At 64.4% G+C, this 24,960-nt stretch carries 23 protein-coding genes and 2 pseudogenes; 12 read left to right on the forward strand and 13 right to left on the reverse strand.

Annotated features, from left to right (window positions below):
- Nucleotides 1-177: 177 nt before the first annotated feature.
- The 3 genes and pseudogenes from ACLFKU_RS30300 to ACLFKU_RS30310 form a co-directional block, all read right to left on the reverse strand.
- Nucleotides 178-1,041, reverse strand: a complete 864-nt coding sequence (locus tag ACLFKU_RS30300) for an MBL fold metallo-hydrolase (RefSeq protein WP_410851555.1) — start codon at nt 1,039-1,041, stop codon at nt 178-180.
- 78 nt (nt 1,042-1,119) lie between these two features.
- Nucleotides 1,120-2,332 (reverse strand): annotated as a pseudogene (gene hmpA / locus ACLFKU_RS30305) (NO-inducible flavohemoprotein).
- Nucleotides 2,333-2,432: 100 nt separating this feature from the next.
- Nucleotides 2,433-2,744, reverse strand: coding sequence for a hypothetical protein (locus ACLFKU_RS30310; RefSeq protein WP_410851556.1), 312 nt, complete (start codon nt 2,742-2,744; stop codon nt 2,433-2,435).
- Here ACLFKU_RS30310 and ACLFKU_RS30315 point away from each other — a divergent pair.
- From ACLFKU_RS30315 to ACLFKU_RS30335, 5 genes are all read left to right on the forward strand, one after another.
- The gene (locus tag ACLFKU_RS30315) at nt 2,737-3,612 is read left to right on the forward strand and encodes a manganese catalase family protein (RefSeq protein WP_410851557.1); all 876 of its coding nucleotides are present in this window, start codon (nt 2,737-2,739) and stop codon (nt 3,610-3,612) included. The genes ACLFKU_RS30310 and ACLFKU_RS30315 overlap by 8 nt on opposite strands.
- A gap of 285 nt (nt 3,613-3,897) precedes the next feature.
- The gene (locus ACLFKU_RS30320; protein WP_410851558.1) at nt 3,898-4,227 is read left to right on the forward strand and encodes a hypothetical protein; all 330 of its coding nucleotides are present in this window, start codon (nt 3,898-3,900) and stop codon (nt 4,225-4,227) included.
- 86 nt (nt 4,228-4,313) lie between these two features.
- Nucleotides 4,314-4,571, forward strand: a complete 258-nt coding sequence (locus ACLFKU_RS30325; protein ID WP_410851559.1) for a hypothetical protein — start codon at nt 4,314-4,316, stop codon at nt 4,569-4,571.
- Between the two features lie 49 nt (nt 4,572-4,620).
- A complete protein-coding gene (locus tag ACLFKU_RS30330; protein WP_410851560.1) occupies nt 4,621-4,941 on the forward strand; it encodes a hypothetical protein in 321 nt (106 codons plus the stop codon).
- An 88-nt stretch (nt 4,942-5,029) separates the two neighbouring features.
- Entirely contained in the window at nt 5,030-5,629 is a 600-nt protein-coding gene (locus tag ACLFKU_RS30335; RefSeq protein WP_410851561.1) for a hemerythrin domain-containing protein, read from the forward strand.
- Between the two features lie 31 nt (nt 5,630-5,660).
- Here ACLFKU_RS30335 and ACLFKU_RS30340 read toward each other — a convergent pair whose 3' ends face one another.
- Nucleotides 5,661-5,948 carry a hypothetical protein gene (locus ACLFKU_RS30340; protein WP_368585760.1) on the reverse strand — a complete coding sequence of 96 codons (288 nt, stop codon included), beginning with the start codon at nt 5,946-5,948 and terminating at the stop codon, nt 5,661-5,663.
- 101 nt (nt 5,949-6,049) lie between these two features.
- Complete coding sequence (locus tag ACLFKU_RS30345; RefSeq protein WP_410851562.1) at nt 6,050-7,873, reverse strand: HAD hydrolase family protein; 1,824 nt, start codon at nt 7,871-7,873, stop codon at nt 6,050-6,052.
- A 140-nt stretch (nt 7,874-8,013) separates the two neighbouring features.
- On the opposite strand from ACLFKU_RS30345, the gene ACLFKU_RS30350 reads away from it, so the two are divergent.
- Genes ACLFKU_RS30350 through ACLFKU_RS30360 form a run of 3 tightly spaced genes read left to right on the forward strand, consistent with a single transcriptional unit; the run spans nt 8,014 to nt 10,556 of the window.
- Nucleotides 8,014-9,450 (forward strand): cytochrome ubiquinol oxidase subunit I, encoded by a 1,437-nt coding sequence (locus ACLFKU_RS30350; RefSeq protein WP_410851563.1) that lies wholly within the window; start codon nt 8,014-8,016, stop codon nt 9,448-9,450.
- The gene (gene cydB, locus ACLFKU_RS30355; protein WP_410851564.1) at nt 9,431-10,447 is read left to right on the forward strand and encodes a cytochrome d ubiquinol oxidase subunit II; all 1,017 of its coding nucleotides are present in this window, start codon (nt 9,431-9,433) and stop codon (nt 10,445-10,447) included. Before ACLFKU_RS30350 ends, cydB begins: the two co-directional genes overlap by 20 nt.
- A gap of 1 nt (nt 10,448) precedes the next feature.
- On the forward strand, nt 10,449-10,556 hold the full coding sequence (locus ACLFKU_RS30360; RefSeq protein WP_176122794.1) for a DUF2474 family protein: 108 nt from the start codon (nt 10,449-10,451) through the stop codon (nt 10,554-10,556).
- 51 nt (nt 10,557-10,607) lie between these two features.
- Here ACLFKU_RS30360 and ACLFKU_RS30365 read toward each other — a convergent pair whose 3' ends face one another.
- From ACLFKU_RS30365 to ACLFKU_RS30375, 3 genes are all read right to left on the reverse strand, one after another.
- Nucleotides 10,608-13,181 (reverse strand): glucose/quinate/shikimate family membrane-bound PQQ-dependent dehydrogenase, encoded by a 2,574-nt coding sequence (locus ACLFKU_RS30365; protein ID WP_410851565.1) that lies wholly within the window; start codon nt 13,179-13,181, stop codon nt 10,608-10,610.
- Complete coding sequence (locus ACLFKU_RS30370) at nt 13,174-13,395, reverse strand: DUF2795 domain-containing protein (protein ID WP_410851566.1); 222 nt, start codon at nt 13,393-13,395, stop codon at nt 13,174-13,176. The genes ACLFKU_RS30365 and ACLFKU_RS30370 overlap by 8 nt, the downstream gene beginning before the upstream one ends.
- Nucleotides 13,396-13,801: 406 nt before the next feature.
- Nucleotides 13,802-14,833, reverse strand: a complete 1,032-nt coding sequence (locus ACLFKU_RS30375) for a glycosyltransferase family 4 protein (RefSeq protein ID WP_410851567.1) — start codon at nt 14,831-14,833, stop codon at nt 13,802-13,804.
- 161 nt (nt 14,834-14,994) lie between these two features.
- Between ACLFKU_RS30375 and ACLFKU_RS30380 the strand changes: the two genes are divergently transcribed.
- Nucleotides 14,995-15,537, forward strand: coding sequence for a DUF4142 domain-containing protein (locus ACLFKU_RS30380; RefSeq protein ID WP_410851568.1), 543 nt, complete (start codon nt 14,995-14,997; stop codon nt 15,535-15,537).
- A gap of 51 nt (nt 15,538-15,588) precedes the next feature.
- On the opposite strand, the gene ACLFKU_RS30385 is transcribed toward ACLFKU_RS30380, so the two are convergent.
- The gene (locus ACLFKU_RS30385; RefSeq protein WP_410851569.1) at nt 15,589-16,575 is read right to left on the reverse strand and encodes a hypothetical protein; all 987 of its coding nucleotides are present in this window, start codon (nt 16,573-16,575) and stop codon (nt 15,589-15,591) included.
- 345 nt (nt 16,576-16,920) lie between these two features.
- Between ACLFKU_RS30385 and ACLFKU_RS30390 the strand changes: the two genes are divergently transcribed.
- Both ACLFKU_RS30390 and ACLFKU_RS30395 read left to right on the forward strand, forming a co-directional pair.
- Nucleotides 16,921-17,325, forward strand: a complete 405-nt coding sequence (locus ACLFKU_RS30390; RefSeq protein WP_410851570.1) for a DUF427 domain-containing protein — start codon at nt 16,921-16,923, stop codon at nt 17,323-17,325.
- Between the two features lie 329 nt (nt 17,326-17,654).
- A complete protein-coding gene (locus ACLFKU_RS30395) occupies nt 17,655-19,337 on the forward strand; it encodes an alkaline phosphatase family protein (RefSeq protein ID WP_410851571.1) in 1,683 nt (560 codons plus the stop codon).
- A gap of 131 nt (nt 19,338-19,468) precedes the next feature.
- Here the strand turns inward: ACLFKU_RS30395 and ACLFKU_RS30400 are convergent, their stop codons facing one another.
- From ACLFKU_RS30400 to ACLFKU_RS30410, 3 genes and pseudogenes are all read right to left on the reverse strand, one after another.
- Nucleotides 19,469-19,729, reverse strand: a complete 261-nt coding sequence (locus ACLFKU_RS30400) for a hypothetical protein (protein WP_410851572.1) — start codon at nt 19,727-19,729, stop codon at nt 19,469-19,471.
- A pseudogene (locus tag ACLFKU_RS30405) lies at nt 19,710-20,229 on the reverse strand (DUF2778 domain-containing protein). Before ACLFKU_RS30405 ends, ACLFKU_RS30400 begins: the two are co-directional and overlap by 20 nt.
- A gap of 311 nt (nt 20,230-20,540) precedes the next feature.
- Nucleotides 20,541-23,183, reverse strand: coding sequence for a glycosyl hydrolase family 28 protein (locus ACLFKU_RS30410; RefSeq protein WP_410851573.1), 2,643 nt, complete (start codon nt 23,181-23,183; stop codon nt 20,541-20,543).
- Nucleotides 23,184-23,733: 550 nt separating this feature from the next.
- On the opposite strand from ACLFKU_RS30410, the gene ACLFKU_RS30415 reads away from it, so the two are divergent.
- Nucleotides 23,734-24,345 carry a LysE family translocator gene (locus ACLFKU_RS30415; protein WP_410851574.1) on the forward strand — a complete coding sequence of 204 codons (612 nt, stop codon included), beginning with the start codon at nt 23,734-23,736 and terminating at the stop codon, nt 24,343-24,345.
- Between the two features lie 39 nt (nt 24,346-24,384).
- Here ACLFKU_RS30415 and ACLFKU_RS30420 read toward each other — a convergent pair whose 3' ends face one another.
- A complete protein-coding gene (locus tag ACLFKU_RS30420) occupies nt 24,385-24,807 on the reverse strand; it encodes a PPC domain-containing DNA-binding protein (RefSeq protein ID WP_410851575.1) in 423 nt (140 codons plus the stop codon).
- Nucleotides 24,808-24,960 lie beyond the last annotated feature (153 nt).

Consider the following 24,960-nt stretch of genomic DNA (forward strand, 5'->3'; position numbering starts at 1 on the left):
GCAAAAAAAGCGACCAGCCTTTGACCGGCATGGTCGCTGCAAGCGCATTTGAGAACGCTGTCCCCACGAGTCCAAGCGGAGGACAAATCCAGTATAGGAAACACGTCCGACCCGCAGGCTGTCCGTAAGCCCTGCGCCGCGGACAGTTGTCTCCGCGAAACGCGTCTCGCACTATCGTCACGCCATCTGCTCCGCCGGCACCGCCACCGACCGGCCCGCGAGCCGTTCGAATTCGTCGACGTCGTGGCTGCAAAAAATCCTCAATCCGGGACTCGCACGCTTCGCCAGATCGCGCAGTCGGCGCTGGTTGTACAGCCGTGCCGCGCGGTCCTTTTCGAGCATCCACTGATAGAAGCGTAAGCCGGGCGCGCAATGCGGACGCACCGGGTCGAGCTCGGCGTTGTCGAAATAGGCGTCGCCCGCGAGCAGCAACCAGCCGCCGTCGCCGTTCACCGCGACGCCCGCGTGACCATAGGTATGGCCTCGCAACGGCACGAGTGCGATCTCGCTCGCGAGCTCCTCGATCGGATGCACCTTCGCGAAGCCTTCCCAGCGCTCCGTGTACTGCGGCGAATGCACGCGCCACATGTTCTGATACGACCACTGCTGCGGCCTGAAGCGCTGCCGGTCGAGCCAGGTCTTTTGCTGTGCCGCGTACTGACGCTCGCTCGCGAGCATGTGCACCGTTGCGTGCGGAAAGTCGTCGAGACCGCCTGCGTGGTCGAAATCGAGGTGCGTCATCACGATGTGCCGCACGTCGGCCGGGTCGAAGCCGAGCCGCTCGATCTGCCTGATCGCCGTCATTTCATTCCGGAACTCGGGCTTCAGCAGCCTCAGAAAGAATTTGCCGAGGCGCGAATACGGATCGGCGACATCGCGCAGACCGAAACCGGTATCGACGAGCACGAGCCCCGCCGGACTTTCGACGAGCAGACAATGGCAGGCCAGATGCCCGCGGCGGATCAACGATTCGGGTTGCCCGTTGAACAGCATGCCGCACAACGGGCAGGTCGAAATGCAGTTCAGATGGTGCACTTTCATGCCGCACTCCCCGTCTCGGTGACTGCATTCCTGCTGGTCGTTTCCGTGGCAGCCGTCGCGCGGCACTTTCGGTATGCGTCATTCAGCGAACAGATCCGGCCCGAACACCTCGTAGTGAATTTTCGACTCGTGAATGTCCAGGTTTTTCAATGCGTCGTGCTGCAGCCGCATGAAAGGAACCGGACCGCAGATGTAGTAGTCGGCGTCGGGCAACAGGATCTCGTCTCGCAGCTTGCTCAGGTCGATGAAACCGGCGTTGTCGTAGTCGCGGCCCTGCACGTCGGTATCGAGCGGCGCGTCGTAGAACACGATCGCGCGGAAGTTCGGCTGGGTGGCGGCGGTCTGCTGCAGACGGTCGCGCATCGCGTGCACCGCGCCGTTGCGTGCACCATGAATGAACACCACGCGCCGCTGCGGGTCCTGAATCGCGCGCTTCAACATGCTGACCATCGGCGTCAGACCGACGCCGCCGCTGATCAGTACGATCGGCGTCTTCGCATGGACATCGATGTAGAACGTACCGTACGGCGCCGCCAGCTTCACCTCGTCGCCGACGTTCACGTGATCGTGCAGCAGCGACGACACATAGCCGGCCGGCCGCCCGGCCTCGCCGTTCTCGCGCTTGACCGAGATCCGATAGCTATGGCCGTTCGGCACGTCGGACAGGCTGTATTGCCGGATCTGCTGCAGGCCGAGCGCGGGCACGTCGACCGCGATACCGATGTACTGTCCCGGCGAAGTTGGCGACCGGCTGTCCATCCTTCGGTTCGAGGATGAACGACGTGATCACGCTGCTCTCGGGCCGCTTCTCCTTGACGACGAAGGTGCGCCATCCGGTCCAGCCGCCTAGCTGCGCCGCGCGGGTTTCGCGCAATTCGGACTCCATGCCCATCAGCACGTCCGCGAGATTGCCGTATGCCTGCGCCCACGCGGAGATGATGTCGTCGGTCGCGGCGTCGCCGAGCACGTCCTTGATCGCGCCGAGCAGATGTTCGCCGACGATCGGATAGTGCTGCGCTTTCACGTCGAGGCTCGCGTGCTTGTTGGCGATATTGCGCAGCACCGCGGCGAGACTGCTGGGGTCCTCGATGTTCTCGGCATACGCGTACACCGCGCGCGCAAGCGCTTCCTGCTGCTGCCCCTGCTCCTGATGCGCCATGTTGAAAACGTTTTTCAGTTCGGGATGCGCTTCGAAGAGCCGTCTATAGAAACGTTGAATGATCGTATAGCCGTGCGCGGCCAGAACCGGGGCCGTCGCTTTTACGATGTCCCTGGTTTTCTGCGTCAGCATTTCTTTCCTCCTGCAGTAGGACGACTGGTTACCTCGCTCGTGCGCGCAGCTCGAAAAAGTGTCGATGCCGCAGCGCGGGTATTTGAGTCGAGTGCCTCGCTCACATGCAAGTTCCAGGGGCATTCGCCCGCTGCTTCAAGCCCATCCAGGCGACCATGCTGCTCCAACCGATGCCGGCTGTCCATATGCCGAAGGCCACGGACATGCCGATGACGATAGCGCGCGGCATGAGATAGGCGCCATCGGCCACCGCGCACGCCATCGCGGGCCGGCCAACGACGCGCTGCGAGCCGGCCAGGAATGCGGCATGCGAGGCGATCCACGCGCCGCTCGCGACGAACGGCGCTCCGCATGCGTGGCACGGCGGATGGAAGACCCAAGTACCAACTCCAATGGAGGTCACGATGTTCATGCACAACAAACGGCTGCAATACACGGTTCGCGTCGGCACGACCAATCCCGGGCTCGCGAATCTGATGCTGGAGCAGTTCGGCGGTCCGCAAGGCGAACTGGCCGCCGCGATGCGCTACTTCACCCAGGCCGTTGCGGAAGAAGACCCCGGGCGCAAGGACATGCTGTTCGATATCGCCACCGAAGAGCTGAGCCATCTCGAGATCATCGGCTCGATCGTCGCGATGTTGAATCGCGGCGCGAAAGGGGAACTCGCCGAAGCGGTCGAGCAGCAAGCCGAGCTTTATCGCAAGCTCAACGGCGCGGGCAACGACAGTCACCTGACCCAGGTGCTATACGGCGGCGGACCGCCGCTGACGAACTCCGGCGGCGTCCCGTGGAGTGCCGCGTACATCGACACGATCGGCGAGCCGACCGCGGACCTGCGCTCGAACATCGCGGCCGAAGCGCGCGCGAAGATCATCTATGAACGGCTGATCAACGTCACCGACGATGCCGGCGTGCGCGAGGCGCTCGGCTTTCTGATGACCCGCGAAGTCGCGCATCAGAAGTCGTTCGAGAAGGCGCTGTATGCGATCACGCCGAGTTTCCCGCCGGGCAAGCTGCCGCCGAGACAGGAATTCGCGAGCGTCTACTACAAGATGTCGCACGACGGAGCGGTGATCAACACACCGTGGAACAGCGGCACCGGTCTCACGATACAGACGGGTGAACCCGCGGTGGATGGCGGCGACGGCAGTGCGTCGGTGGGCCTCGAAGCGCAACAGGAAACCGCGGTCACCGCGATGGCCACGCGTCTGCGATCCGACCCGTCGAGCGATCCGACGACCGGTGCCGAAATAGGCAGCGAAGTCCCGCGCAACCAATGAGGTCGGCTGATCGCTGGAAGGCGCTGCCGCGTGTTTCGTCGATGCGCGCAGCGCCGCGTCGCGGTTGGGATCGCGCCTCGCGGAGTTTTGCCACTCCCGCGCATCGACGGCGCGAGGGCAGACTCGTCGGACGTCAGGCATTTCCCACCTTCTTCAACCGTCATTCACATTGAATAACGCCACGCGGAGTCGGTCGCGAATGGGCTCATTCGAATTCGCGCAAAGGCGTTGGCGCACCTCGCGGCGCGGCTGTCCACAATGTCAGCGTTTCGGACACGCGCCCCGATGCACTTTTTTACGGACGCCAGCGTATGCTGTTTCCGGCGTTTTCCGACACGTCGACAGGCCGGTACGACTTACCGCCGACAACGTCAAAACCGTCCGTTCCGTGAAAAATTGACCGCTCCAGGAAGGATCATGCTGAGCCCTCATGAATTTGCGGTGTTGATGCTGGTGAAGGCATCGCCGGAGTGCACCGATATAGAGCGCGAAGAATTCAACGCGGTGCTCGGGCGCCAACTGGTCGCGCTCGAAAGCACACCGTCAGGCGCGCATCGACCGCGCGTGACGAACCACGGCGAATCGTTGCTTCAGACCCTGATGCGAAAACGTTGAGGCGGTACAGGCCCCTGGAGCGAACGACGCGGTATGGTCGCAACGCTGACTCACGACAACGACTAACAACAAATCGGAGAGAACCTGTGCATGCCGCGCGCAACTATAACGACGCTGCCAACGAACTGAAGCACATCAGCACGATGGTGCAGCGCCTTGAACAACTCGTTCAACGCGACCGCGTCGACTGGCAGGGCACGGTAGTTGCGACGCCCGCTTACTGGCGCGCGCGCATCGAGGCCAATGCCGAACTGCCGCCGGCGCTGCAACCGCAAGCGCGCCTGCTGCTCGCGCGGCTCGCTACCCTCGAAGCACGCAGCGAGCGCCGTGGCCGTCGCGCATGATCGTCGCGCACCGGCGCGATCACACACTTACGCGACGAAGGACATGATGATGATGCGGACCTACGAATACCACGGGTTCACGATCGAGGTGACCGTCGAGGCGGATTTCACGTTGCGCCCCGCCGGGCGCGCGGCGGTACGCACGCGGTATGCGGCGGTGGTTCACATCTATCAGGCGGGTGCCGCGGTTGCCACGTTCTCGCCGCTGCGCTTCGACATTGCCGGCGGACGGCCGTTCGACACCGAAGCCGATGCGTTGATGGGCGGATATAGCGCGGCGCGCCGAATCGTCGACGACCTGTTCGCCCGTGCGGCGGATGCCGCGGACTCTGCGTTGAGCGCCCTCTCGAACAGCAAAGAACTCCGCTAGCGAGGCGCCGGCATCCGATTGACCGATTGTCGGGCATCGGGAATGGCGCATGCGGTATCCGCGAGCACCCTTTCAGTGGAGAAACGCCATGTCCAATGACGCCTCATCGTTGTCGCCGTCGATTACGTCGATGATCCGCCTCGACCATATGCACGTGCTCGCCGCTTCGCACCGATACCACGCGTCCACGCCATGGTGGCGAAAGCGCGCGATCGTCAACGGCGTATGCGATGCGCTTGAAATCCACGCGCAACTAGAGGAAGAAATTTTCTACCCGGCGCTAGACCGCGCGATGGGCAACGACGAGACATTGACGAAAAGTCGTTCCGAGCACGTCGAGATGCGCGCGACGATCGCGAAGCTGCGCGCAATGGGCCCCGAAAATGCCGCCTACGACGGGCTGTTTCTTCAACTGATCCGCGAAGTCGCCCATCACGTCGCCGACGAGGAAACCATCCTGCTGCCCGACGCCGAGCGCGTGCTGAAAAACGAACTGCAGTCGCTCGGCGCCGCGATGACGCGCCGCCGGATGCAGTTGCTCGGAGAGCGTCCGATGAACATTGCGATGAATGCGGCGGGCACGTTTCCGATCGCCACGCTGCTGCTGGGATCGACCTTATTGCTCGCGTTGCGGCGCAGCCTGCCGAGGTCGCGTCGCGCGGCACGGACGCAGCGTCAATATGACTAGCGGATGCGCGAACGACTGGCGCAAGCGGGCATCAACGATTCGCGCCGGGCGCCGCCGGCGTCCGCGCGCCCCGCTGTTTCGTCCTGTCGAGCGTGCCCGGCTCGACGAGCGTGGCGGCGACGCGGCGCGCATTCTCGGCCGCGATGTCCTGCGCGTCGCCCCACGACACGTGGCCACACGTGCCGCGTCGCTCGAAGACCGTGCCATGTCCGCCGCCGCGCTCGGTCACGAGCACGATCCATTGAAAGGCACCTTCAGAATCCCTGATGACGGTCCAGCTTACGAGGAAGTCGGCCATCTCTATCGCCTGCACACGCATGTTCGGCTCCTTCGGTCCGTTGCATCGGCCCGCTTTGACCGGAGATGCGCATAGCGCGTGCCTGGCGGGCAATGCGCGCGGGGCGCGTTGCAATCCCCGCCTCACTGCCGCTGCTGCGGATCGGCGTCGGATTGACGCCGGTCGGGCTCGTCGCGACTTTGCGGCGAGCCGGTCAACACCGCGGGCAGCGACGGATTCTCCGGTTGGGTATAGCGCGCGTGGATCGCCGCGCGGATGCGCGCGAGGCTTTGCGCCGCATCGAGTGCGCTGTCCTGCTCGATGCCGCGCGCTTCGTCGGCCAGGTCCGCGTCGCCGATCTGCTGTTCGAACCAGCGCGAATAGTCGCCACGCTGGCGATGAAACTGCCATGTCGCCGCATCGACACCCTCGGCAATCTCGACGAACAGCACGAGGTTGTGCGCGCGCAGGTTCAGCGCGTTGTGCTCGCCGCGAAAGTAAAAGCTGCGCTCGGGAATCAGCAGCCCCTCCGCGTACTTGCGACGATGCCGGCGCTTTTCCTTGCGACCGGGCTCGAGCCGCACGGGTTGCGGCGGCGCGGCGGCGCTGACGCGCCATAACAGCGCGTCGCCTCTGGCGAGTTGCGCCCCATCACCGCTCGACGCTGGCGGCTCGCGTCCACTTGCCGCGGCAAAGCGCTGCAAGGCCGCATGCGCGCCGTCGCCCATCGCGAGCACGGTGCCGACCTGCTGCAGCAACACCGGCGATAACTGCTCCGGCGACACGGTGACCGCGAGCGCCGTTTCGAGCGCATCCGGAATCGCCTGGTTCGCGCCGGCCCATTGCGCGGGAAACACGTGATGCGCCTCTTCGAACACGAGCCAGTGCGGCCGCCCGGTGCGCGTGCGCAGACGCTGCACCTGCAGCAGCAGATTCGCGCAGAACACCGGCCGATCCGACGGCGGCACCCGCAGCAGATTGAGCGCGATAGCCGGCCGCGCCGGACGGCGCAGCAACTGCATCGCCTCCTCGATCGACGGTGCATTGCTCGCATCGCCGAGCACGAGGGTCGCGTCGTCGTTGTCATAGTCGCCTTCAGGATCGACGATGCACATCTGGCAGCCGGCGTCCGCGAGCCGTTCGAGCAGGCCCGCCGTCGCGGTCGACTTGCCGCAGCCCGAGTCACCGACGAGCAGCACGACGCTGCCGTACGCGGACAACGACAGCGGCTCGCTGTCCGGCGCATCACAGCGCGGGCCGAGCGCGATGCGATTGCGCGGCGACGCATCGGCGGTGCTGCGCAAATCGTCGGCGACGAGTGCGTCGATCAGTTCCGCGACGCCCGCGCCCGCGACGCCGTCCGTCACGATATCGGCGTGCTTCTTCAACTCCGGCAACGCGTTCGCGACGGCCGCCGCGAGGCCGCACGCGTCGAGCAGCGCATGGTCGTTTTCCGCGTCGCCGATCCCGACCACGTTCAGCGGCGACAGTTCGAGATCGGCGAGCGCCGCGCTCAGACCGCTCGCCTTCGACACGCCCGGCGCCACGATCATCACCGCGTCGCCGTTGAAGATGATCCGCAACTCGAGCCCGAGGTCGCGAATCACATCGAGCGCGACATGCTCATGGGGCTTCATCGTCGCGACCAATGTCTGGCTGACGCTGAAAGCGTTGGGTGCGCGCCGCCGTAACTCCGCGACGAAATTCTCCGGCGGTGCGGGTGCGAGCAGACGGCGCGTGCCATCGGCCGGGCAATACAGCACGCCGCCGTTTTCCGCGACCACGCGCGAAAACAGCTCGATGCGCGGGCAGATCGCGAGCAGGTCGTCGAGCTCGCGTCCGCTGACGAGGATCGCGTGACGGCCCGACTCGCGCAGGCGTTCGAGTGCGGCCCACGTCGAATCGGCGACCCGGCCGTCGGTGGCGAGCGTGTTGTCGTAGTCGGTTGCGAGCGCGAAAAATCGCATGGTGCACGACTCCTTCGATCGATTCATGCGTGCGCTCAGCAAGCGCTATACCCCGGAACCCGCGCCCAACGGTATGGGGCTTGCTGCGGGTCGTGTCGAAGCGGCGGAGCGCCGCCGCCAGCCTGCCCCGAGGAACCCTGATGTCCATTCCCATCGATGCCGTGACCCTCGCGCGAATGCAATTCGGCTTCACGATTGCTTTCCACATCATCTTTCCGGCGCTGTCGATCGGTCTCGCGAGCTACCTCGCCGTGCTCGAAGGCGCGTGGCTCGTCACCCACAAGCCCGTGTATCTTGCCGTCTACCGCTACTGGCTGACGATCTTCGCGGTCGTGTTCGGCATCGGCGTCGTGTCGGGGCTCGTGATGTCGTATCAGTTCGGCACCAACTGGGCGGGCTTCGCGTTTCGCGCGGGTCCGATCGTCGGGCCGCTGATGGGCTATGAAGTGTTGACCGCTTTCTTTCTCGAGTCGGGCTTTCTCGGCGTGATGCTGTTCGGCATGAAACGCGTCGGCCCGCGTCTGCACTTTCTCGCGACCGTGCTCGTCGCGATCGGCACGCTAATGAGCGCGTTCTGGATTCTCGCCGTCAATTCATGGATGCAGACGCCGCAGGGCTATGCGATCGTCGAAGGACGCTTCTTTCCGGCCGACTGGATGCGCATCATCTTCAATCCGTCATTTCCGTTCCGGCTCGTACACATGGTGCTGGCCGCGTATCTGAGCGTCGCGTTCGTCGTCGGCGCGGTCGGCGCCTGGCATCTGCTCGGCGATTCGCGCAACGTCTGCGCGCGCCTGATGGTGTCGATGGCGCTATGGATGGCCTGCATCGTCGCGCCGATCCAGATGGTGGTCGGCGACCAGCACGGTATCAACACACTCAAGCACCAGCCGGCGAAAATCGCCGCGCTCGAAGCCGACTGGGTCGCGCGTCCCGGTCAGCCGTTGATTCTGTTCGGGTTCCCGAACATGCGCACGGAGACGACCGACTATGCGCTCGAAATACCGCATCTCGGCGCGCTGATTCTGACGCACACCTGGGACGGCTCGATCGCAGGCCTCAAATCGTTCCCGCCGTCCGAGCGGCCGTTCTCGCCGGTCGTGTTCTGGGCGTTTCGCGTGATGGTCGGACTCGGCGTCCTGATGGCGCTGCTCGGACTGGGCAGTCTCGCGTTGCGCTACCGAAGGGCCCTGTACGAAGCGCGCTGGATGCATCGGATCATGGTCGCGATGGGGCCGGCTGGTCTGATCGCGTTGCTGTGCGGCTGGACCGTCACCGAAGTCGGCCGGCAGCCTTACACGGTGTACGGTCTGCTGCGTACCGCCGACAGCGTGTCACCGATCGCCGCGCCCGGCGTCGCGGTATCGCTCGCGAGCTTCGGCGTGGTGTACGCGATCGTATTCGGCGCGGCCGTGGTCTTTCTGTTCCGGCTGATGGCGGCGACGCCCACGCTCGACACGCCCGGCCCCGCAAAGGACAAGCCGCATCGCAGCGCCGGCATCACACCGGGCCCCGCGCAGGCACCGTCTGGCCCATCAACTCCGGGGAGTCACGCCGATGACGACAGGAACGTTTGATCTCGCTTTGGTATGGGCCGCGATCCTCGCGTTCGCGGTGCTCGCATACGTGCTGCTCGATGGCTTCGATCTCGGCGTCGGCATCCTGTTCGCGGTCGAGCACCAGCGCGACGACCGCGACGTAATGGTGAATTCGATCGCACCGGTGTGGGACGGCAACGAGACGTGGCTCGTGCTCGGCGGCGGCGGCTTGTTCGCGGTGTTTCCGCTTGCCTACGGGGTGATTCTGCCGGCGCTCTATCCGCCGATCATCGCGATGCTGCTCGCGCTGGTGTTCCGCGGCGTCGCTTTCGAATTCCGCTTTCGCGCGATAGGTCGCGGCCGCGCATGGTGGGACGCCGCGTTCTTCGGCGGCTCGGCGCTCGCGGCGCTGTGCCAGGGGCTCGTGCTCGGCGGCCTGCTGCAAGGTATCGAGGTCAAGGGGTTCTCGTATGTGGGCGGCTGGTGGGACTGGCTGACCGGCTTCACGATCCTGTGCGGTCTCGCGGTCATGGCCGGTTACACGCTGCTCGGCTCGTGCTGGCTGATCTGGCGCACCGAAGGTCCGTTGCACGAGCGTTGCCGGCGACACGCGCGCACGATGGCCGTCACCGTGCTCGCGCTGATCGTGGTGGTCACGCTATGGACGCCGATGCTGCCCAACTCGCTGACGGCGCGCTGGTTCCGCTGGCCGGACCTGCTGTTCACCGCCTGGGTACCGGTGCTGGTCGTTCTGCTGGCCTTCGGATTTTTCCGCAGCCTGTCTGCGCGCCGCCATCTGTTGCCGCTGCTGTTTGCGTACGGCATCTTCGTGCTGTGCTACGCGGGGCTCCTGATCAGTCTTTATCCGAACCTCGTGCCACCGTCGATTTCGTACCGCGCGGCGGCAGCGCCGCATGCGAGCCTGCTGTTTCTGCTGGTCGGCGCCGCGATCACGGTGCCTATGATTCTCGGCTATACCGTGTATGCGTACTCGGTGTTCAAGGGCAAGATGCGCGCGGGCGAGGGGTACCACTGACATGTGGCGCCGCCTTGCGTGGTTCGCCGGCCTGTGGCTCGCCGGCGTCGTCGCGGTCGCGACGGTGGCGGGTGTGTTGAAGCTTTTGCTGCGCGCGGCCACGCATTGAGCGTGGCGCGCGCTTGCAGTGTGCGCCTGCAGTGTGATTACCGCGGCGCGACTACGGCAACGTATAGGCGACCACGGAGTCACCCTGCTTCGTGCCTAGCGAGCCATGTCCGCCCGCGACCACCAGCACATACTGCTTGCCGTTGCTGTCGGCATAGGTCATCGGCGTGGCCTGGCCGCCGGCCGGCAGACGCGCTTGCCACAGCCGTGCGCCGGTGCGCACGTCATAGGCGCGCAGGTAGTAGTCGAGCGTGCCGGACAGGAACGCGACGCCGCCACCGGTGGTGATCATGCCGCCAAGGCTCGGCACGCCGAGCGGCATCGGAATCGGCAGCGGCGCGCTATCGCGGATCGTGCCGTTCTTGTGCTCCCAGACGATATGCCCCTGGCGCAGATCGACGGCGGCCACGTAGCCCCAGGGCGGCGATTGACACGGAATGCCGAGCGGCGAAAGGAACGCGTTCAGTTCGAAGCCGAATGGCGTGCCGAGCGCGAGCTTGATGCCACTCGTTTCGCTGCCCTTCTGTTCGCCGCTGTTCGAACCGATCTGTGCGCGCGGAACCAGCTTCGACGTGAACGCCATATAGCTCGGATTGAGGATCAGCACCTGCCGCACCGGATCGACCGCCACACCGCCCCAGTCGAACACGCCGAAATTGCCGGGGAACACGAGCGAGCCCTGCTCCGATGGCGGTGTGAACATGCCGTCGTAGCGCAACGACTTGAACTTGATGCGGCACCACAGCTGATCGAACGGATTGGTGCCCCACATGTCGTGCTCGTGCACCATCGGCGGCGCGAAGTTCAGCGCCGAATAGGGCTGCGTCGGCGACGTGTGGTCACCCGGCGCCGCGCCGCCCGGCACCGGACGTTCGGTGATCGGAATGATCGGCTTGCCGGTCTGGCGGTTCAGCACGTAGATGCTGCCCTGCTTGGTCGACGCGATGATCGCCGGTTGCACGCCGCTCGCGGTTTGCAGATCGACGAGCGACGGCTGGCCGCCGACGTCCATGTCCCACAGGTCGTGGTGCGTGAACTGGTAGTTCCACACCATCCGGCCGGTCGCGAGATCGAGCGCGACGATGCCCGCCGCGACCTTCTCGGACGCCGGTGTGCGCAGGCCGCCCCACTGGTCCGGCGTCTGATTGCCGAGAGGCAGATAGACCATGCCGAGCTTCTCGTCGACCGAGAACACCGACCACATGTTCGGCGAGTTGCGCACGTAGATCTGGCCTGATGCTATCGGCTGCGTCTTGTCCGGATTGCCCGCGTCCCAGTTCCACACCAGGTGGCCATCGTGCACGTCGAACGCGCGCGTGACGCCGGACGGCTCGTTGGTCGATTCGTTGTCGGTCACGTGGCCGCTGATGATCACGAGGTCGCGCGTGACGGCCGGCGGCGACGTCGAGTAGTAGCCACCGGGCGTGAACGGCCCGATGTGCGTGCGCAGGTCCACTGCGCCGTTGTTGCCGAAGTGCGGGCACAGCGCGCCCGTGTCGGCGTTCAGCGCGATCAGGCGCGCATCCGCGGTCGGCAGGAAGATGCGGCGCGGGCACTCGCTCGCAGCTGCGGTCCGGTCTTGCGGCGTGTTCGGCACCGGCGTCGGCACCGTGCCCTGGCCCGCCGCCGCCGCGGCGCTCGCCGGACTCGCGGTGGCTGCGGCCGCGCTGTTGCGCGTGGCTTCGGCCGCGGCCGGCAGCGGCGGATAGAGCGCGTCGTCGTGATACGACACGCCGCGACAAGTCATATGCTCCCAGTGCTTGAAGCTGCCGACCGGGCTCTGGATGTGCGGGTCGTAACGCCACAGTTGGTGGCCGGTCGCGGGATCGAGCGCGATCACGATGCTGTGCGGCGTGCACACGTACACCTTGTTGTCGACCTTGATCGGCGTGTCTTCGTAGGTGGTTTCGGTCGGGTCGCCCGGACCGGCTTTGTCGCCGGTCTCGATGCGCCATGCCTCCTTCAGCTTGCCCGCGTTCTCCGGTGTGATCTGCGCAAGCGGCGAGTAGCGCTGGCCGAGCGGCGAGCCGCCGTAGTCGCTCCAGTCCGCCGGCTTGCGATTCGAGTCGCCGGCAAGCGGCGCGTCGGCAGGCGCGGCCGACGTCACTTCGAGCTGGCCGGGGTGATCGTACGGGTGATTGAACGCGGTGACGACGCCGAGCAGCACCGCGAGCACGACCGCCCCCGCGAGCGGCAGCACGCCTTCGCGCGGCACGGCGGGCGGCCCGAGCGCGAGCCGCTTGCTCACCGGTGGCAGCAGCAGCCAGATCGCGAGCACGACCCACACCCAAAGACGCGGCAGCAATTGCCAGAAATCGAAACGCGCCTCGACCACCGCCCAGATCGTCGATGCGAACAGCACGATCGCGAACACGAACAGCGCGGCACGCCGGCGCAACCACAGCAGCACGCCGGTCGCCGCGATCGCGATGCCGGCGAGCAGGTAGTACCACGAGCCGCCGAGCATCGCGAGCCGGATACCGCCGATCGCGAGCAGCACCCCAATGACGAAAAAGACGACGCCCGGCACCGCGAGCGCGGCCGAAAGCCGCGTTCCGCGCGGGGACCGGGCCGCCGGTGAGCCCTGACCTGGCGGCGGCGGCGATGGAGTTTGCGGGCTATTCATTGCCGACGCCCTTCGAGACTTCGGCGGGGCTCTGATACTGCTGGTCGGGCAGATCCTGGAGCCGTTGCAGCACCTCGTCGTCGGCGCCATTGGCTCTCGCGGTTTCGATGAGGCTGTCCTTGTCGGCGGGATAGGAAGCGCCCTTCAGCGCTTTCTGCACGTCGATGAACGGGTTCAGCGGGCGCTCGCCCGTGGTCGAACGGGAGTCGGTCATTTCGTTCCCCTGATGGGTTGCGTGGAAGGGTGCAGTGCTGGCCGGGGTGGCGCGTCGCGGCGCCGCCGAGCCCGGTGCTTGCACGTCCGGCGTGTCGCGTACCGGCTACTGCTCCGGCTGTACGTCCGCGCCGGGCATCGCTTCGGGCACGCGCGGATGCTCGTGCCTTCGCATCCCGCGTGCCTGTAGGGCGCCGGGCTGCGCCTGCGAGGCGCGATGACGGTCTGCCCGACTCGTGCTCGCCGATCGCGATGCGCTCGGCCCGCTGCGCGCGTGCGCCCGGCGGCCGCATGACGCGTGGTCCGCTCGCATGCACCGTGGCCGTCAGTGCCGATGGCGTTGGTCAAGAATGGCGTGCCGTGTTAGAAAAACTCCACACTCGCGCAGGCGCCGTTGCTTCAACGCTTCAACGCTTCGATGCCAACAGCTGCCGGTAAACCTCGAGGTACTCGTCGGCCATGCGTGCCGCGGTGAAGCGCCGCTCGAATGCTGCGCGACAGCGCGCGCGGTCCAGTTCGCCGATACGGTTCACCGCATCGACGGCCTCGTCGACGCTATCGACGATGAAGCCGGTCACGCCATCGTCGATGATTTCGCGGACCGAGCCGCGGTCGAACGCGATCACCGGTGTGCCCGCCGCCAGCGCCTCGACCAGCACGAGCCCGAACGGCTCGGGCCAGTCGATCGGAAACAGCAGCGCTCGCGCCGCGCCGATGAAGCGATCCTTGTCACGACCACCGAGCTCGCCGCGATAGCACACATGCGGTTGCCGCATCAGCGAGGCGACCTCGTGCTCGTAGTACACGCGATCGCCGTCGTCGATCTTGGCCGCGATTTCGAGCCGCGCGTTCGCACGGCGCGCGATCTCGATCGCGAGATCGGGTCGCTTGGTCGGCGCGATCCGGCCGACGAATGCCAGGTAGTCGGACGGCGTGCGGCTGAAGGTGTGAAGGTCGCGCGGCAGGCCGTGATGGACGGTGCGCTGCCACGCGAGTCGCGGCAGCGGCGCGCGCTGCGCGTCGGAGATCGATACCAGCGGTACGTCGTAAAACTCGCGGTACAGCGCATCCAGACCGGGGATGTCGAGCCGCCAGTGCAGCGTCGTCACGTGCGCGCAGCCCAGCCGCCGGCCGAACGGGAAGCTCGTGTAGTCGGTGTGGAAGTGCACGATGTCGAAGTCGGCCGAACGTTGCACGACCTGTTCGAGCATCGCGACATGAAACGCCTGCGGGTCGGCCGTGTTCTCGAGCTCGCGCAGCGGCCGCGGATAGACCGACACGAGATGCGCGCGCGTCAACGAGTCGCCGCTCGCGAATAGCGTGACCTCATGGCCGAGTTCGACCAGCGCCTCGGTCAGCCACGACACGACGCGCTCGGTGCCGCCATAGGCGACGGGCGGCACGCGCTCGTAGAGCGTCGACACTTGCGCGATGCGCATGCGAGCCTCCGTCGTTCTTCCGCCGTGCAGACCTCCGTCGTCGAGCATCCATCATTCCAGACGCGCGGTGGACGATGGTATGGCGCTTGCGGGTTGTCGATCGAAGCGAGTCATCCGTCCCGCTTCGCTTCATCCCGTTCCACTTCGTAGAGGAGAAAAACATGAAGCGCGTTACCGCCATTGCCGCGATGTGCTGTGGGCTTGCCGCTATCCCTCAGATCGCCGGCGCGCAAACCGAGGCCGCCTCGACCACGAGCGCCAATCCGCTGCCTCAGGCCGACAAGGACTTCGTGCAGGCGGCGAGCATGTCGTCGTCGACCGAAATCGACGCGGCCAAGCTCGCGACGAAGAACTCCAGCGACAAGGATGTGAAATCGTTCGCGCATCACATGATGCTCGATCACACCAAGCTCACGATGCAACTGAAGATGGCTGCGCCACACGGCGTCGCGGTGCCGAAGGACAATTCCGACACCACGGTGCTGGACTCGCTGAAGAGCCTGCATGGCAACGCATTCGATCAGGCCTATATCCAGAAGATCGGCTTGCAGGGACACGAGGACGCGCTGAGCGCATTCAAGAAAGAAATCTCGGATGGCCAGAACGCTGATCTGAAGAAGGCCGCGCAAAAAGCGCTGCCCACCATCGAGGAACACTACAAGATGGCGCAGGATCTCGCGACGAAGAAGGGGGTGACGAAGTAGCGTCGACGGCAGGTATCCGCGCCATTCGTGCGGTCCGGTAAGCAGGCCGCGCTAGAAACTCATCGCGAATCCGAACGACACGCCGTGCACGTTGCGACCGAACACGTAGCGCACCATCGCGCGCGTGCGGGTGACGATGACGGGATACCTGCTGCTATCGAGTTCGAGGCCGACTCCCAGCGACGTGAGGTCGTTGAAACCCAGCACCCCGGCGCTGTCGCCGAAATAGTGCGAGTAAGCGGCTTCGAGCACATAGCGGACTGGCCGGTCCAGCGCGTGCCAGCCGGTGGGCGCGCGCCAGCGTGTCCATAGGCTCACTTGCTGGGCCGTGGCCGAGCCCTGAACGGCCTGCGATGAACCGCCGAAACTGCGCAGGTAGATATCGGTCGCCCGCAATTCGGCGTCGATTTCGTAGTTTTCGCGGTAGTGCTCGTAGTCGAGCATCAGGGAGCCGCCATAGCCGTAGGCATCGAGCGAGCCGTTCTCGAGGAACTGCAGGTTGCTGTCGGTGACGTGATTGAACAGCGTCTGCCCCACCTTCAGGTCGCTCGACACGCGCCCGATCGTACCGTTCAGGATCGGGCGGAATGCCAGTTCGTCGGTGATGCGGAAATCCCAGCCCAGGCCGACCGTGCCGCTGAAGGTGTTCCACTTGGTGGGCACCGCACGCTGCTGGGCGCCATCCGTGGCGATGAAAATCGGATCGTAGCGGCTGTAGGCGAGCGTGCCCTCCATGTACAACGGAAACGACCTGCTGAGCGTGAAACCGCCGCCGAATTGCGTCTGCCCGAAGCCGGGATTACCGGTCAGGCCGTTATTGACCGACAGATTGCTGGTCGTGACGTCCGGGACCGTCGTGTAGCTCATGATCGCGAGCACAGCGTCCGCGTGCTGCTTTACATTGCCGCCGATCACGGTGTTGCTCGACAATTGCCCCGGCACGACCTGCGCGTGCGACGGGCCGGACAGCAGGCTCAAAGGCAGAGCGGCACCCGCGCCCAATGCGCGAAGTGACCAACGCTTCCGAAGTGCCGGCATAGTCAAACAACCTCGCCATTTGTCGACGACGAGATTGCAGGCTGACTTGCAGGCTCATTTGCACACTCACGCACGGCGTATCCAACGAGCATCACGCACTCCTGTCAGTCGGCTAATTGTGTTCCTCTTCCGCGAAGTCGCGATTCCGCTGCACTAAAGCACGTGCACGCAGTCGATGCAACTCCGGCGGGCGTTGCGCCGCTCACAGCACCTGGAAGGTCTGCGCTAGTATGTATAGAAATACCCGAAGTGAAGTAGTACGGCAATACGGGCATATCTTCAGTCGCTTGCCTTGGCGCTCGGCTCGGGCAACGGACACCACCCACTTCGCCACGGAGCATCGTTATGTCCACCCATTCGGTCTCGAACGACAAACCCGTCAAGATCCCCGGCCCGGACCACCCGATCACGATCGAGCAGCACCGCGCGCGCGTGATCGTGATGGCTGGCGGCCAGGTGATCGCCGATACACACGACGCGTTGACGCTGCGCGAGGCCCGCTATCCGGCCGTGCTGTACATCCCGCGCAAGGACGTCGACATGACCCGGCTCGAACGCACGGCGCACGCGACCTATTGTCCATACAAAGGCGAATGCGCCTACTTCTCGATTCCATCGGCCGGCGAGCGCGGCACCAACGCGGTGTGGACTTACGAGCACCCTTACGACGCCGTCGCGTCGATCCGCGAACACCTCGCGTTCTACCCCGACCGCGTGGATTCCATCACGCAGGAGCCGGCCGCTCATTAGGCGGACTCCCTCGCGTTATTTGCCCGGCAACCCGCGCGGCGTGGCGGTCCTTTCCGCCCCGCCCTCGAGGTATTTGACCACCGACCGACGAAACGGCACGGACTGCGATAACCTGTGCCGTTTTTTTATGCTTGACGACTCGCACGGATCACGCGTGGAATCGAAGCCGATTCACAGCGCCTGCGCGTCGAACGGATCACGCCGACCTTAACAAGGCCTTAAGACTTCAGTATCGCCAAATAAAAAACCCAAGTCACGCAGATGACTTTTTTTACGGTTCAAATTCGTCCCGCTTTACCCGAATTCGTTGTCAAACAAAAGGACGAGACATGAAACCGATCACGAAATGGAAGCGTAAGCAAACCGCAATGTGCGCCGCCGTCGCACTGCTCGCCGGGCTGTACTCGGCGGTCGCGACCGCCGGCGATGATCACGATCACGGCCGCGATCACGAGCGCGATCGCGCGTCGGTCAAGCATGTGTTGCTGATCAGCTTCGATGGTCTGCATGAGCAGGACGTCGCGCGTTGCATCGGCGCAAACACCTGCCCCAACCTGGCGCTGCTCGCGAAGTCAGGCACCACGTATACGAACGCGCATACACCGGGACTGTCGGATTCGTTTCCGGGCCTTGCCGCGCTCGTGACCGGCGGCTCGCCGAAGTCCGCGGGCCTGTTCTACGACGTCTCCTACGACCGCACACTCTATGCGCCGTCGGATACCAATTGCACGGGCCCGACCGGCTGGAATGTGGTGTTCGATGAAACGACCGGCATCGACGGCGAGAACGGCGGCGCGCTGATCCATCTCGACGGCGGCGGCGCGTTCAACCCGCAGGCGATTCCGCATGCGCTCGTCAACGGCGTCTGCACGCCCGTTTATCCGCACAACTACCTGAAGACCAACACGGTCTTCGAAGTAATCAAGGGCAATGTGAACGGCGCGCGCACCGCGTGGGCCGATAAGCACGCGTGGGGCTACGACTGGCTCAACGGGCCGTCCGGCACGGGCGTCGACGATCTTTCACGTACCGAAATAAATTCGATCGATCCGGACACCAATACCTACTACCTCGACACGTACACGCACACGGAGAAGTTCGACAACTACCATGTGCAATCGCTGATCCATGAAATCGATGGCAAGGATTCGACCGGTCAAAAGAACGTCGCGATTCCGACCGTGTTCGGCGCCAACTTCCAGACCTTGAGCGTCGCGCAGAAGGCCACGGTCGCGTCGGGCGGCGGCTATCTGGATGCGAGCTTCACGCCGGGTCCGCAAGTGGCCGGCGCGATCGCGTATCTCGACGACGCGTTGGGACGCATCGTGTCCGAACTGAAGCAACGCAATCTCTATTCGTCGACAGCGATCATCGTGACCGCGAAGCATGGCCAGTCGCCGACCGATCATTCGAAGCTGGTGAAGAACGGCGATACGCTGACCAAGCTGCTCGAAGCGAACAACTATCTGGATTCGGGCGGCGCTTTTGGGCAGAACGCTACGACGAGCGGCAACCTGAACGACGGCACAGGGCTCGTCGGCACCGGCTTCGTGCAGACCGACGACGTCGGCCTGATCTGGCTGCGCGACCAAAGCCAGGTGGCCTCGGTCGTGAAGACGCTGAAAGACAATTTGAGCTGCAATGCGCCGGGCATTTGCGCGGACGGTCCGCAGGCATACATCCTGTCCGGCCCGCAACTGGCGAACCGGTTCGGCGATCCGTCGCGCGGCCGCACGCCCGACATCATCGTTCAGCCGAACCCGGGCGTCATCTATACGTCGAGCACGTCGAAGGACGAGGAGCATGGCGGCAACGCGCCCGACGACAGCCATCTCGGTCTCGTGATGTACGTGCCTCATATGCATCACGCCGGGCACGTCAACGACGAGCGGGTGCTGACCACGCAGGTCGCGCCGACGATCTTGCGTCTGCTCGATCTGAAGCCCGGGCTGCTGCATTCGGTCGCGATTGAAGGAACGCGGCCGCTGCCGGAGTTCGATCGCGAAGACTGATGGTTTGCTGTAGTCGACGTATTCGAGTAGTGAGCTGCGCCGCGATCGGTGTTGGAACGATCGCGGCGCGGTCGTTTTTGCGGGGTCGTGACGCGGGGATCGCGCGTGCCGGCGCGTGCGAGAGCTTGCGTTCAGTGTTTCGTGCTACGCCACCGCCATAGCTTCATGATCGCCACATACGCCAGCACCGCCACGATCAGTTCGATAGTCACCCACACTACGTAATACAGGTCATCAGGGTCACGCACAGCGAGCCAATCGGAAGCCGCCCAATACGCATTCGACTCGGTTTCCGTCCACTCGTAGGGATACGGGCGGACGTAAAGAACTGATAGAACAAACAGTCCCAGAAACAACGCGAACTTGAACAGTCTACGGGCAAGTGCTGCCATATGTGATGACCTCAATTGTTCCATAGGCGCGCAGACCCGAAGTGCCCGCGGGGATTTTCGCAGTGTGCAGCAACGCATTGCGGATTCTCATGAAATCACTATGGCCCGGCAGGGTAATGCAACCAAGCGATGCGCCGTGCCCGCCTGCTGGATGCAACCGGAACTGGCCACGCTTGACTCCATTGACCCACGTAAAGTCGTCAATGCTGCCGTCATCCCGATACAGGGCGAACCAGTCACCGTGATTCGACGGATGAGCGAAAACTGCATTCAATACGTCTTTTCCCAATGCATAAGCCCTTGAACGGATACCGCCAGTAGGACGGTCAACGATCGAGTACGTACCCGCGGGAATCGGCCCCTTGCCAGGCACTGCCGTGCAGCCGCCCTGATTGCGGTATTGCCGGTCACCCGAATAAGCGTCGAAGGTACCGATGCCAAAAAATGGTGAGCGGTGATAGGGGCTCGTTATTCACGAGAAATTTGCCGTTATAGGCCAATGTGTCACGCCTCCTGCTTGCGCTGGCTGTAGGTCAGTCGCCACTCGCAGGAAGGAAGGCATGGCGAGTAGCGAGGGAGCTATGCTAGGTGTGTGCTTCGTATGCAAGCATCAGACGACTCCGAAAAGCCTTACGATCGAGCAGCCCTCCCGACTTCCATTCAGTCAGGCTCAGGATACGCAGTCGCTCTCCGCAGCTTCACTGTCTCCTGCGACGACCCCCCCAAAAAAAAAGCCCCACGGTCACCCATGAGGCTTCAAAAAAGACCCGCAGCCTGACACCGCGGGTCCAGGTCTTTCAAGCAACCACGCTTACTTCACATTCGGGAAAACCGGCCAGGACGAAGCCTGATCGCACAGTTGCAGCTTCGCATTCTGCGAGACGATCGTGCCCGCCGGGTCCGTGTCGCCCGCGGCGCCAGCGTCGTCGCTGCCATTGACGGTCAGGTTCAACGTATTCGTTGGCGCCGCGTACTTGCCCGCGCCGCTCGACGTGTTCGTCAGAATGCCGCCGGAGCCATGAGCCATCGACGAGCCAATCAGACTGACGTTCGCGCCGAGGTTCAGCGTGGCGTTGGCCGCCTTCGATTGCGTCGAGCCATCGAGTGAGCCGATGTTCACGACAGGCTTGCTCAGGTTCGCAATCGACAACGCGACGTCCTTGTCCGCAACCACGTTGTCCAGGTTCAGCTGGATCACGCTCTGCGTATTGGCGTAAGCCGTATCGGCATGCAGACCACGGAACGTCAGACCGCCGCCGCCGTTCTTACCCGCAGCCTTGTTGGCCGGGATGTTCATCATGCGGATGTTGCTCAGGTTGATGTCGTGGAAGCTCGGCACCAGCCAGCCCAACCCCGTGTACGTGATCGGATCGGCGCTCGGGCCCGTGTAGTACATGTCGAACACGAGGAAGTCCTTCACACCGCGCATACATGCGCCGTCGTAGTAGATGTTGCTGACGTCGCCGCCGCGTGCCTGACCGCTCTTGATACGCAGGCCCACGATGCCATTGTCCGTAGACGAGTTGGTGCCGTCGTAGACGTTGTCGAAGTAGTTGTCGTAGAAGTGAATGTTGCGCACACCTGCATTCGTCGGGCTGCCGATCGACAGACCATGGCCGTTGTAGTTGTGGTTGTGCGCCACCGTGATGCCGTACGTGCGGTTCGACGAAACGTCGCGGTTGCCGTCGATGGCCCACAGCATGTTGGCCGGCGTCGTCGCGCCCTGTGCCGACGCCGGACGCGGGTCCTGCAGACCGCCCTTGAACGCGACGTTGTCGTCCGACGGGCTCAGGAAGTTGTACACGATCGCGACGTTCTTCACGTAGCCATCGAAGTACACCTGGCCCGCGGACGTGGTCTTGCTGCCCGTGCCGAGCGCCGCGTGTTCCGGACCTGCGGCAACGCTCGGGTCGACACCGTCGGTGTTCTTCACGCCCGTCGAGCTGGCGTCGATCGTCGCGCCCGTATAGAGGTGCGAGTACGAACCGCTGACGCCGTCGAAGGCATCGTTGTTCATGCCGACGCTCGCCTGGTTCGCTGCATCCGGCAGCAACGGCGTGATGATCTTGATGCCCCACACGGTGAAGCCGTCCACGCCGTCGGCTTCGACGGTAAAGAACGTGCTGTTGCGCAACGTGATCTGATACAGCGACAGGTTCTTCGACTGCTGCATCCACAGCATGCCCGGGTTGCCCTGGAAGCTGTACGGACCGCCGCCGATGTCCTTGTTGCCGTGGTACGAAATATCCCACCAGCTTGCCGGCACCCAGCGTGCGCAACCGGCCGTGCCGGCGGTACAGCCGCCGCCGTTGACCGTGTAGCCGCTCGGGATGCTGGTTGCCTGGCGGTTCACCACATAGGTGACGGCCGGCGTGGTCAGCGTCGTCTTGCCCATCGCGGTGACCACGTCGCAAGCGGTGCCTTCCGGTGCGAGCGTGCCCGCGCGGTAAGCGGCGATCGTGTTCGTGCAGCTGAACTTCGGCGTCGTCACACCGGAGATGTTGTTGCCCGAATACGTGAACGCCTCGGTCACGCCCGTTGCCCAGCGGATCATCGGATATTGCGGCGACGAACTGATCAGCGGCATGTAGCCACGCGCATCGATCGAGCCCGTGCCCATGATCGACGCGTTGACCGTATGCGTGCCGCGAATCAGCGGATAGCAGTTCTGCATGCCGCTCGTGCCCGCGATGGTCGCCGCACCCGCGTTGGCGGTGCCGGCCGGCGCGGGAAGCCCCGCCGGGTTGTTGATCGCGGCGCCGCAGGTGATCGCGTTGGGCCGATCCTGCGCGGTTTTGTCGTACACGACCACGTCGCGGCTCGCGAACAGCGTGACGCCGTCGTCGACCCACAGCGTGACGCCCGACGGCAGAACCAGCGGACCGCTGAGGAACGCATTGCCGGCGCCGCTGCTGTTCTTGACGAGACGCACCGCGAACCTGGTGGCCTTGTAGCTCGGATTAGACAGCGTTTCGCTCGATGCACCCGCGATGTTGACGTTCGGATTATTGGCCGCCTGTTGCGTAGCGGCTGCCTGCTGGTCGGCCTGCGTGATCTTCGCGCCGACTTCCGCGTCCACGGAGGCGCCGCACGCGTCGAGCGCGGCCTGGATGCGCGCCTGATCTGGGTTGTTCAGCGCGGTGGTCGCGCCGCCGTAGGCGGCCGGTGTCGGGTCGGCGCTGACCGGCAGCGAGCCGTCCGCGTTCTTCACCAGGTTGTTGCTTGCCTGAAGCGTCGAGCAAACCTGCGTGTCCGCCGGCAAGGACGGCGAATCCGGCAGGTTCGTATCGCCGGCGTAGCGGCCGGGCGTCCAGACCGGGGATGTCGGCGAGGTCGGGTTGGTGGGTGGCGTGGTCGAACTCGAACCTGAGATGTTGTTACCCTCACCGCAACCGGCGACGGTCAAAACAAACAGGCCGAGTACCGCAAGCTCTCGGACCGAGCGCATCTTCATAAGTCATCTCCTTGGGGTGGATCCAGTGCGTGTTCCTGACAGGCCGCCCCTTCTTTCGCGGAGGCGGCGGGAAAGCGTCAGCGCGCACGGAACATCAATTTGTTATAAGACATCGTATAAGACGCAACATAAAAACCCGCAGTTTTCCACACGACGCGCGACGGCCGAAAGCCAGATATCGCGCAGCTTATGTCGAGACAACCACCTGGCTTGCGGACGGATCTCAAGAGCGCAGACCGACAGGAGAGCTTTGCCCAGCGCTGGACCGCGCCACGAAGGTTATTTTCCGGTTACGACCGGCCACGCCCAAGGCGCACAGCCAACCGACTCCGCGAGCTCGCGAATCGGCTTGTCGGGCAATAGTAATATTCGTCATACAACGTACGACAAATCATGCTGTAGGAGCGCACGCTCCTTCAATTACAGTAAACCCGACCCCCCAATATCAGGGACACGGTTAGCGGGCCGGAAGCGCGGAAGCCGCGCCGGTATGATGAAAACGTCGCGCGATCGCTCGAACCCACACCCAACCCACCACGGGAGATTCCTCTTGCAATCCGTCAACATCCTGCTTGCGCTTGCGGGCGTCCTGTTGCTCAGCGTCGCGAGCCCGGGGCCCAACTTTCTGATTGTCACGTCGACGGCCGTTGCGTCGCGCAGCGCCGGCATGATGACCGGACTCGGGCTCGCCGCCGCGTCCGGCACGTGGGCCTTGCTCGCGATCGCGGGGTTGAGCCTGATCCTCTCGCACGTCACGTGGCTCGGCGCCGTCCTGCGGATCGCAGGCGCGCTCTACCTGATCTGGCTCGGCATCAAGATGATCGTGACCGCGCGGCGGCCGTTGTCCGCGGGCGCCGGCAGCGCCGCGTCCGGCTGGGCCGCGACGAAGAAAGGCTATGTCGTCAGCATGACGAACCCGAAATCCATCGCGTTCTACGGCAGCATCTTCGCGTTGATGGTGCCCGCGCATGCGCCGTTGTGGCTCGATATCGCGGTCGTGGCGCTGTCGATCGGCATCTCGTGCGCGTGGTACTGCGCGATGGCGTTGCTTGCATCGCATCCGGCGGTTCGGCGCACGCTGGTTCGCCGCAAAGCCGTGCTCGATACCGCAGCGGGTGCGTTGTTGGTCGGGGTCGGCGGGCGGATGTTGGTGGGGCGTTGAGCGGCTATCGGCGCGCGAAGGGTTGCCGCGTTCGCACGATCAGGCGGAATCGGCTCGCGGCGCACCGCCGCTGCCGCGAATCACGAGTTCCATAAACCCTGTCTGCGGATCAGGCTCCCGCGCGAACGAATAGCCCGGAACCGACACGAGCAACAACTCGACGGTGGTGCGCACCGTGCACCCGCGCGCCACATGACCGCCGAACACCTGCCCGCGCGCATCCGCGATCGACATGTGCAGGTGAGCGCCATCGGGCGAGACGGAGCCTGCGAGGGTCAATATTTCGAGGTCGCCGCGAATATCCGTCGGCGCTTGCGCGCCAGCGAACCTCAATACCGCAGCGTGGAGACTGCCGATGCCCTGGACGACGAAGGCAGCTTGCAGTTCGCGTTGACGAAGCGCGTCTTCGATGGCGACGCGTAGGTCGTCGCCGGGCGAGAGCCGGAGGGGATGTGCTTGCATGCCTGGGCCGTTTGAAACGCGGTGGACGCAGCGACTATGCGTGGATGGGGAAGTATCTCATAGGCATTTGTTGCTGCCGAGTCCGTGCGGAGCAAGTGCAGCTATCGGCGCGAGAACAGGCCAGGCTCGCGGCCGCGGCGGGACTGCTGTGTG

This window comes from Paraburkholderia sp. EG304 (assembly GCF_046543485.1).
Classification (GTDB): domain Bacteria; phylum Pseudomonadota; class Gammaproteobacteria; order Burkholderiales; family Burkholderiaceae; genus Paraburkholderia; species Paraburkholderia youngii.

Bases quoted from the DNA above. Each gene is read 5' to 3' on its own strand.
- ACLFKU_RS30300 (WP_410851555.1), bottom strand. From the start codon at position 1,041: ATGAAAGTGCACCATCTGAACTGCATTTCGACCTGCCCGTTGTGCGGC.
- ACLFKU_RS30315 (WP_410851557.1), top strand. From the start codon at position 2,737: ATGTTCATGCACAACAAACGGCTGCAATACACGGTTCGCGTCGGCACG.
- ACLFKU_RS30310 (WP_410851556.1), bottom strand. From the start codon at position 2,744: ATGAACATCGTGACCTCCATTGGAGTTGGTACTTGGGTCTTCCATCCG.
- ACLFKU_RS30320 (WP_410851558.1), top strand. From the start codon at position 3,898: ATGCACTTTTTTACGGACGCCAGCGTATGCTGTTTCCGGCGTTTTCCG.
- ACLFKU_RS30330 (WP_410851560.1), top strand. From the start codon at position 4,621: ATGATGCGGACCTACGAATACCACGGGTTCACGATCGAGGTGACCGTC.
- ACLFKU_RS30335 (WP_410851561.1), top strand. From the start codon at position 5,030: ATGTCCAATGACGCCTCATCGTTGTCGCCGTCGATTACGTCGATGATC.
- ACLFKU_RS30340 (WP_368585760.1), bottom strand. From the start codon at position 5,948: ATGCGTGTGCAGGCGATAGAGATGGCCGACTTCCTCGTAAGCTGGACC.
- ACLFKU_RS30345 (WP_410851562.1), bottom strand. From the start codon at position 7,873: ATGCGATTTTTCGCGCTCGCAACCGACTACGACAACACGCTCGCCACC.
- ACLFKU_RS30350 (WP_410851563.1), top strand. From the start codon at position 8,014: ATGTCCATTCCCATCGATGCCGTGACCCTCGCGCGAATGCAATTCGGC.
- cydB (WP_410851564.1), top strand. From the start codon at position 9,431: ATGACGACAGGAACGTTTGATCTCGCTTTGGTATGGGCCGCGATCCTC.
- ACLFKU_RS30360 (WP_176122794.1), top strand. From the start codon at position 10,449: ATGTGGCGCCGCCTTGCGTGGTTCGCCGGCCTGTGGCTCGCCGGCGTC.
- ACLFKU_RS30365 (WP_410851565.1), bottom strand. From the start codon at position 13,181: ATGAATAGCCCGCAAACTCCATCGCCGCCGCCGCCAGGTCAGGGCTCA.
- ACLFKU_RS30370 (WP_410851566.1), bottom strand. From the start codon at position 13,395: ATGACCGACTCCCGTTCGACCACGGGCGAGCGCCCGCTGAACCCGTTC.
- ACLFKU_RS30375 (WP_410851567.1), bottom strand. From the start codon at position 14,833: ATGCGCATCGCGCAAGTGTCGACGCTCTACGAGCGCGTGCCGCCCGTC.
- ACLFKU_RS30380 (WP_410851568.1), top strand. From the start codon at position 14,995: ATGAAGCGCGTTACCGCCATTGCCGCGATGTGCTGTGGGCTTGCCGCT.
- ACLFKU_RS30385 (WP_410851569.1), bottom strand. From the start codon at position 16,575: ATGCCGGCACTTCGGAAGCGTTGGTCACTTCGCGCATTGGGCGCGGGT.
- ACLFKU_RS30390 (WP_410851570.1), top strand. From the start codon at position 16,921: ATGTCCACCCATTCGGTCTCGAACGACAAACCCGTCAAGATCCCCGGC.
- ACLFKU_RS30395 (WP_410851571.1), top strand. From the start codon at position 17,655: ATGAAACCGATCACGAAATGGAAGCGTAAGCAAACCGCAATGTGCGCC.
- ACLFKU_RS30400 (WP_410851572.1), bottom strand. From the start codon at position 19,729: ATGGCAGCACTTGCCCGTAGACTGTTCAAGTTCGCGTTGTTTCTGGGA.
- ACLFKU_RS30410 (WP_410851573.1), bottom strand. From the start codon at position 23,183: ATGAAGATGCGCTCGGTCCGAGAGCTTGCGGTACTCGGCCTGTTTGTT.
- ACLFKU_RS30420 (WP_410851575.1), bottom strand. From the start codon at position 24,807: ATGCAAGCACATCCCCTCCGGCTCTCGCCCGGCGACGACCTACGCGTC.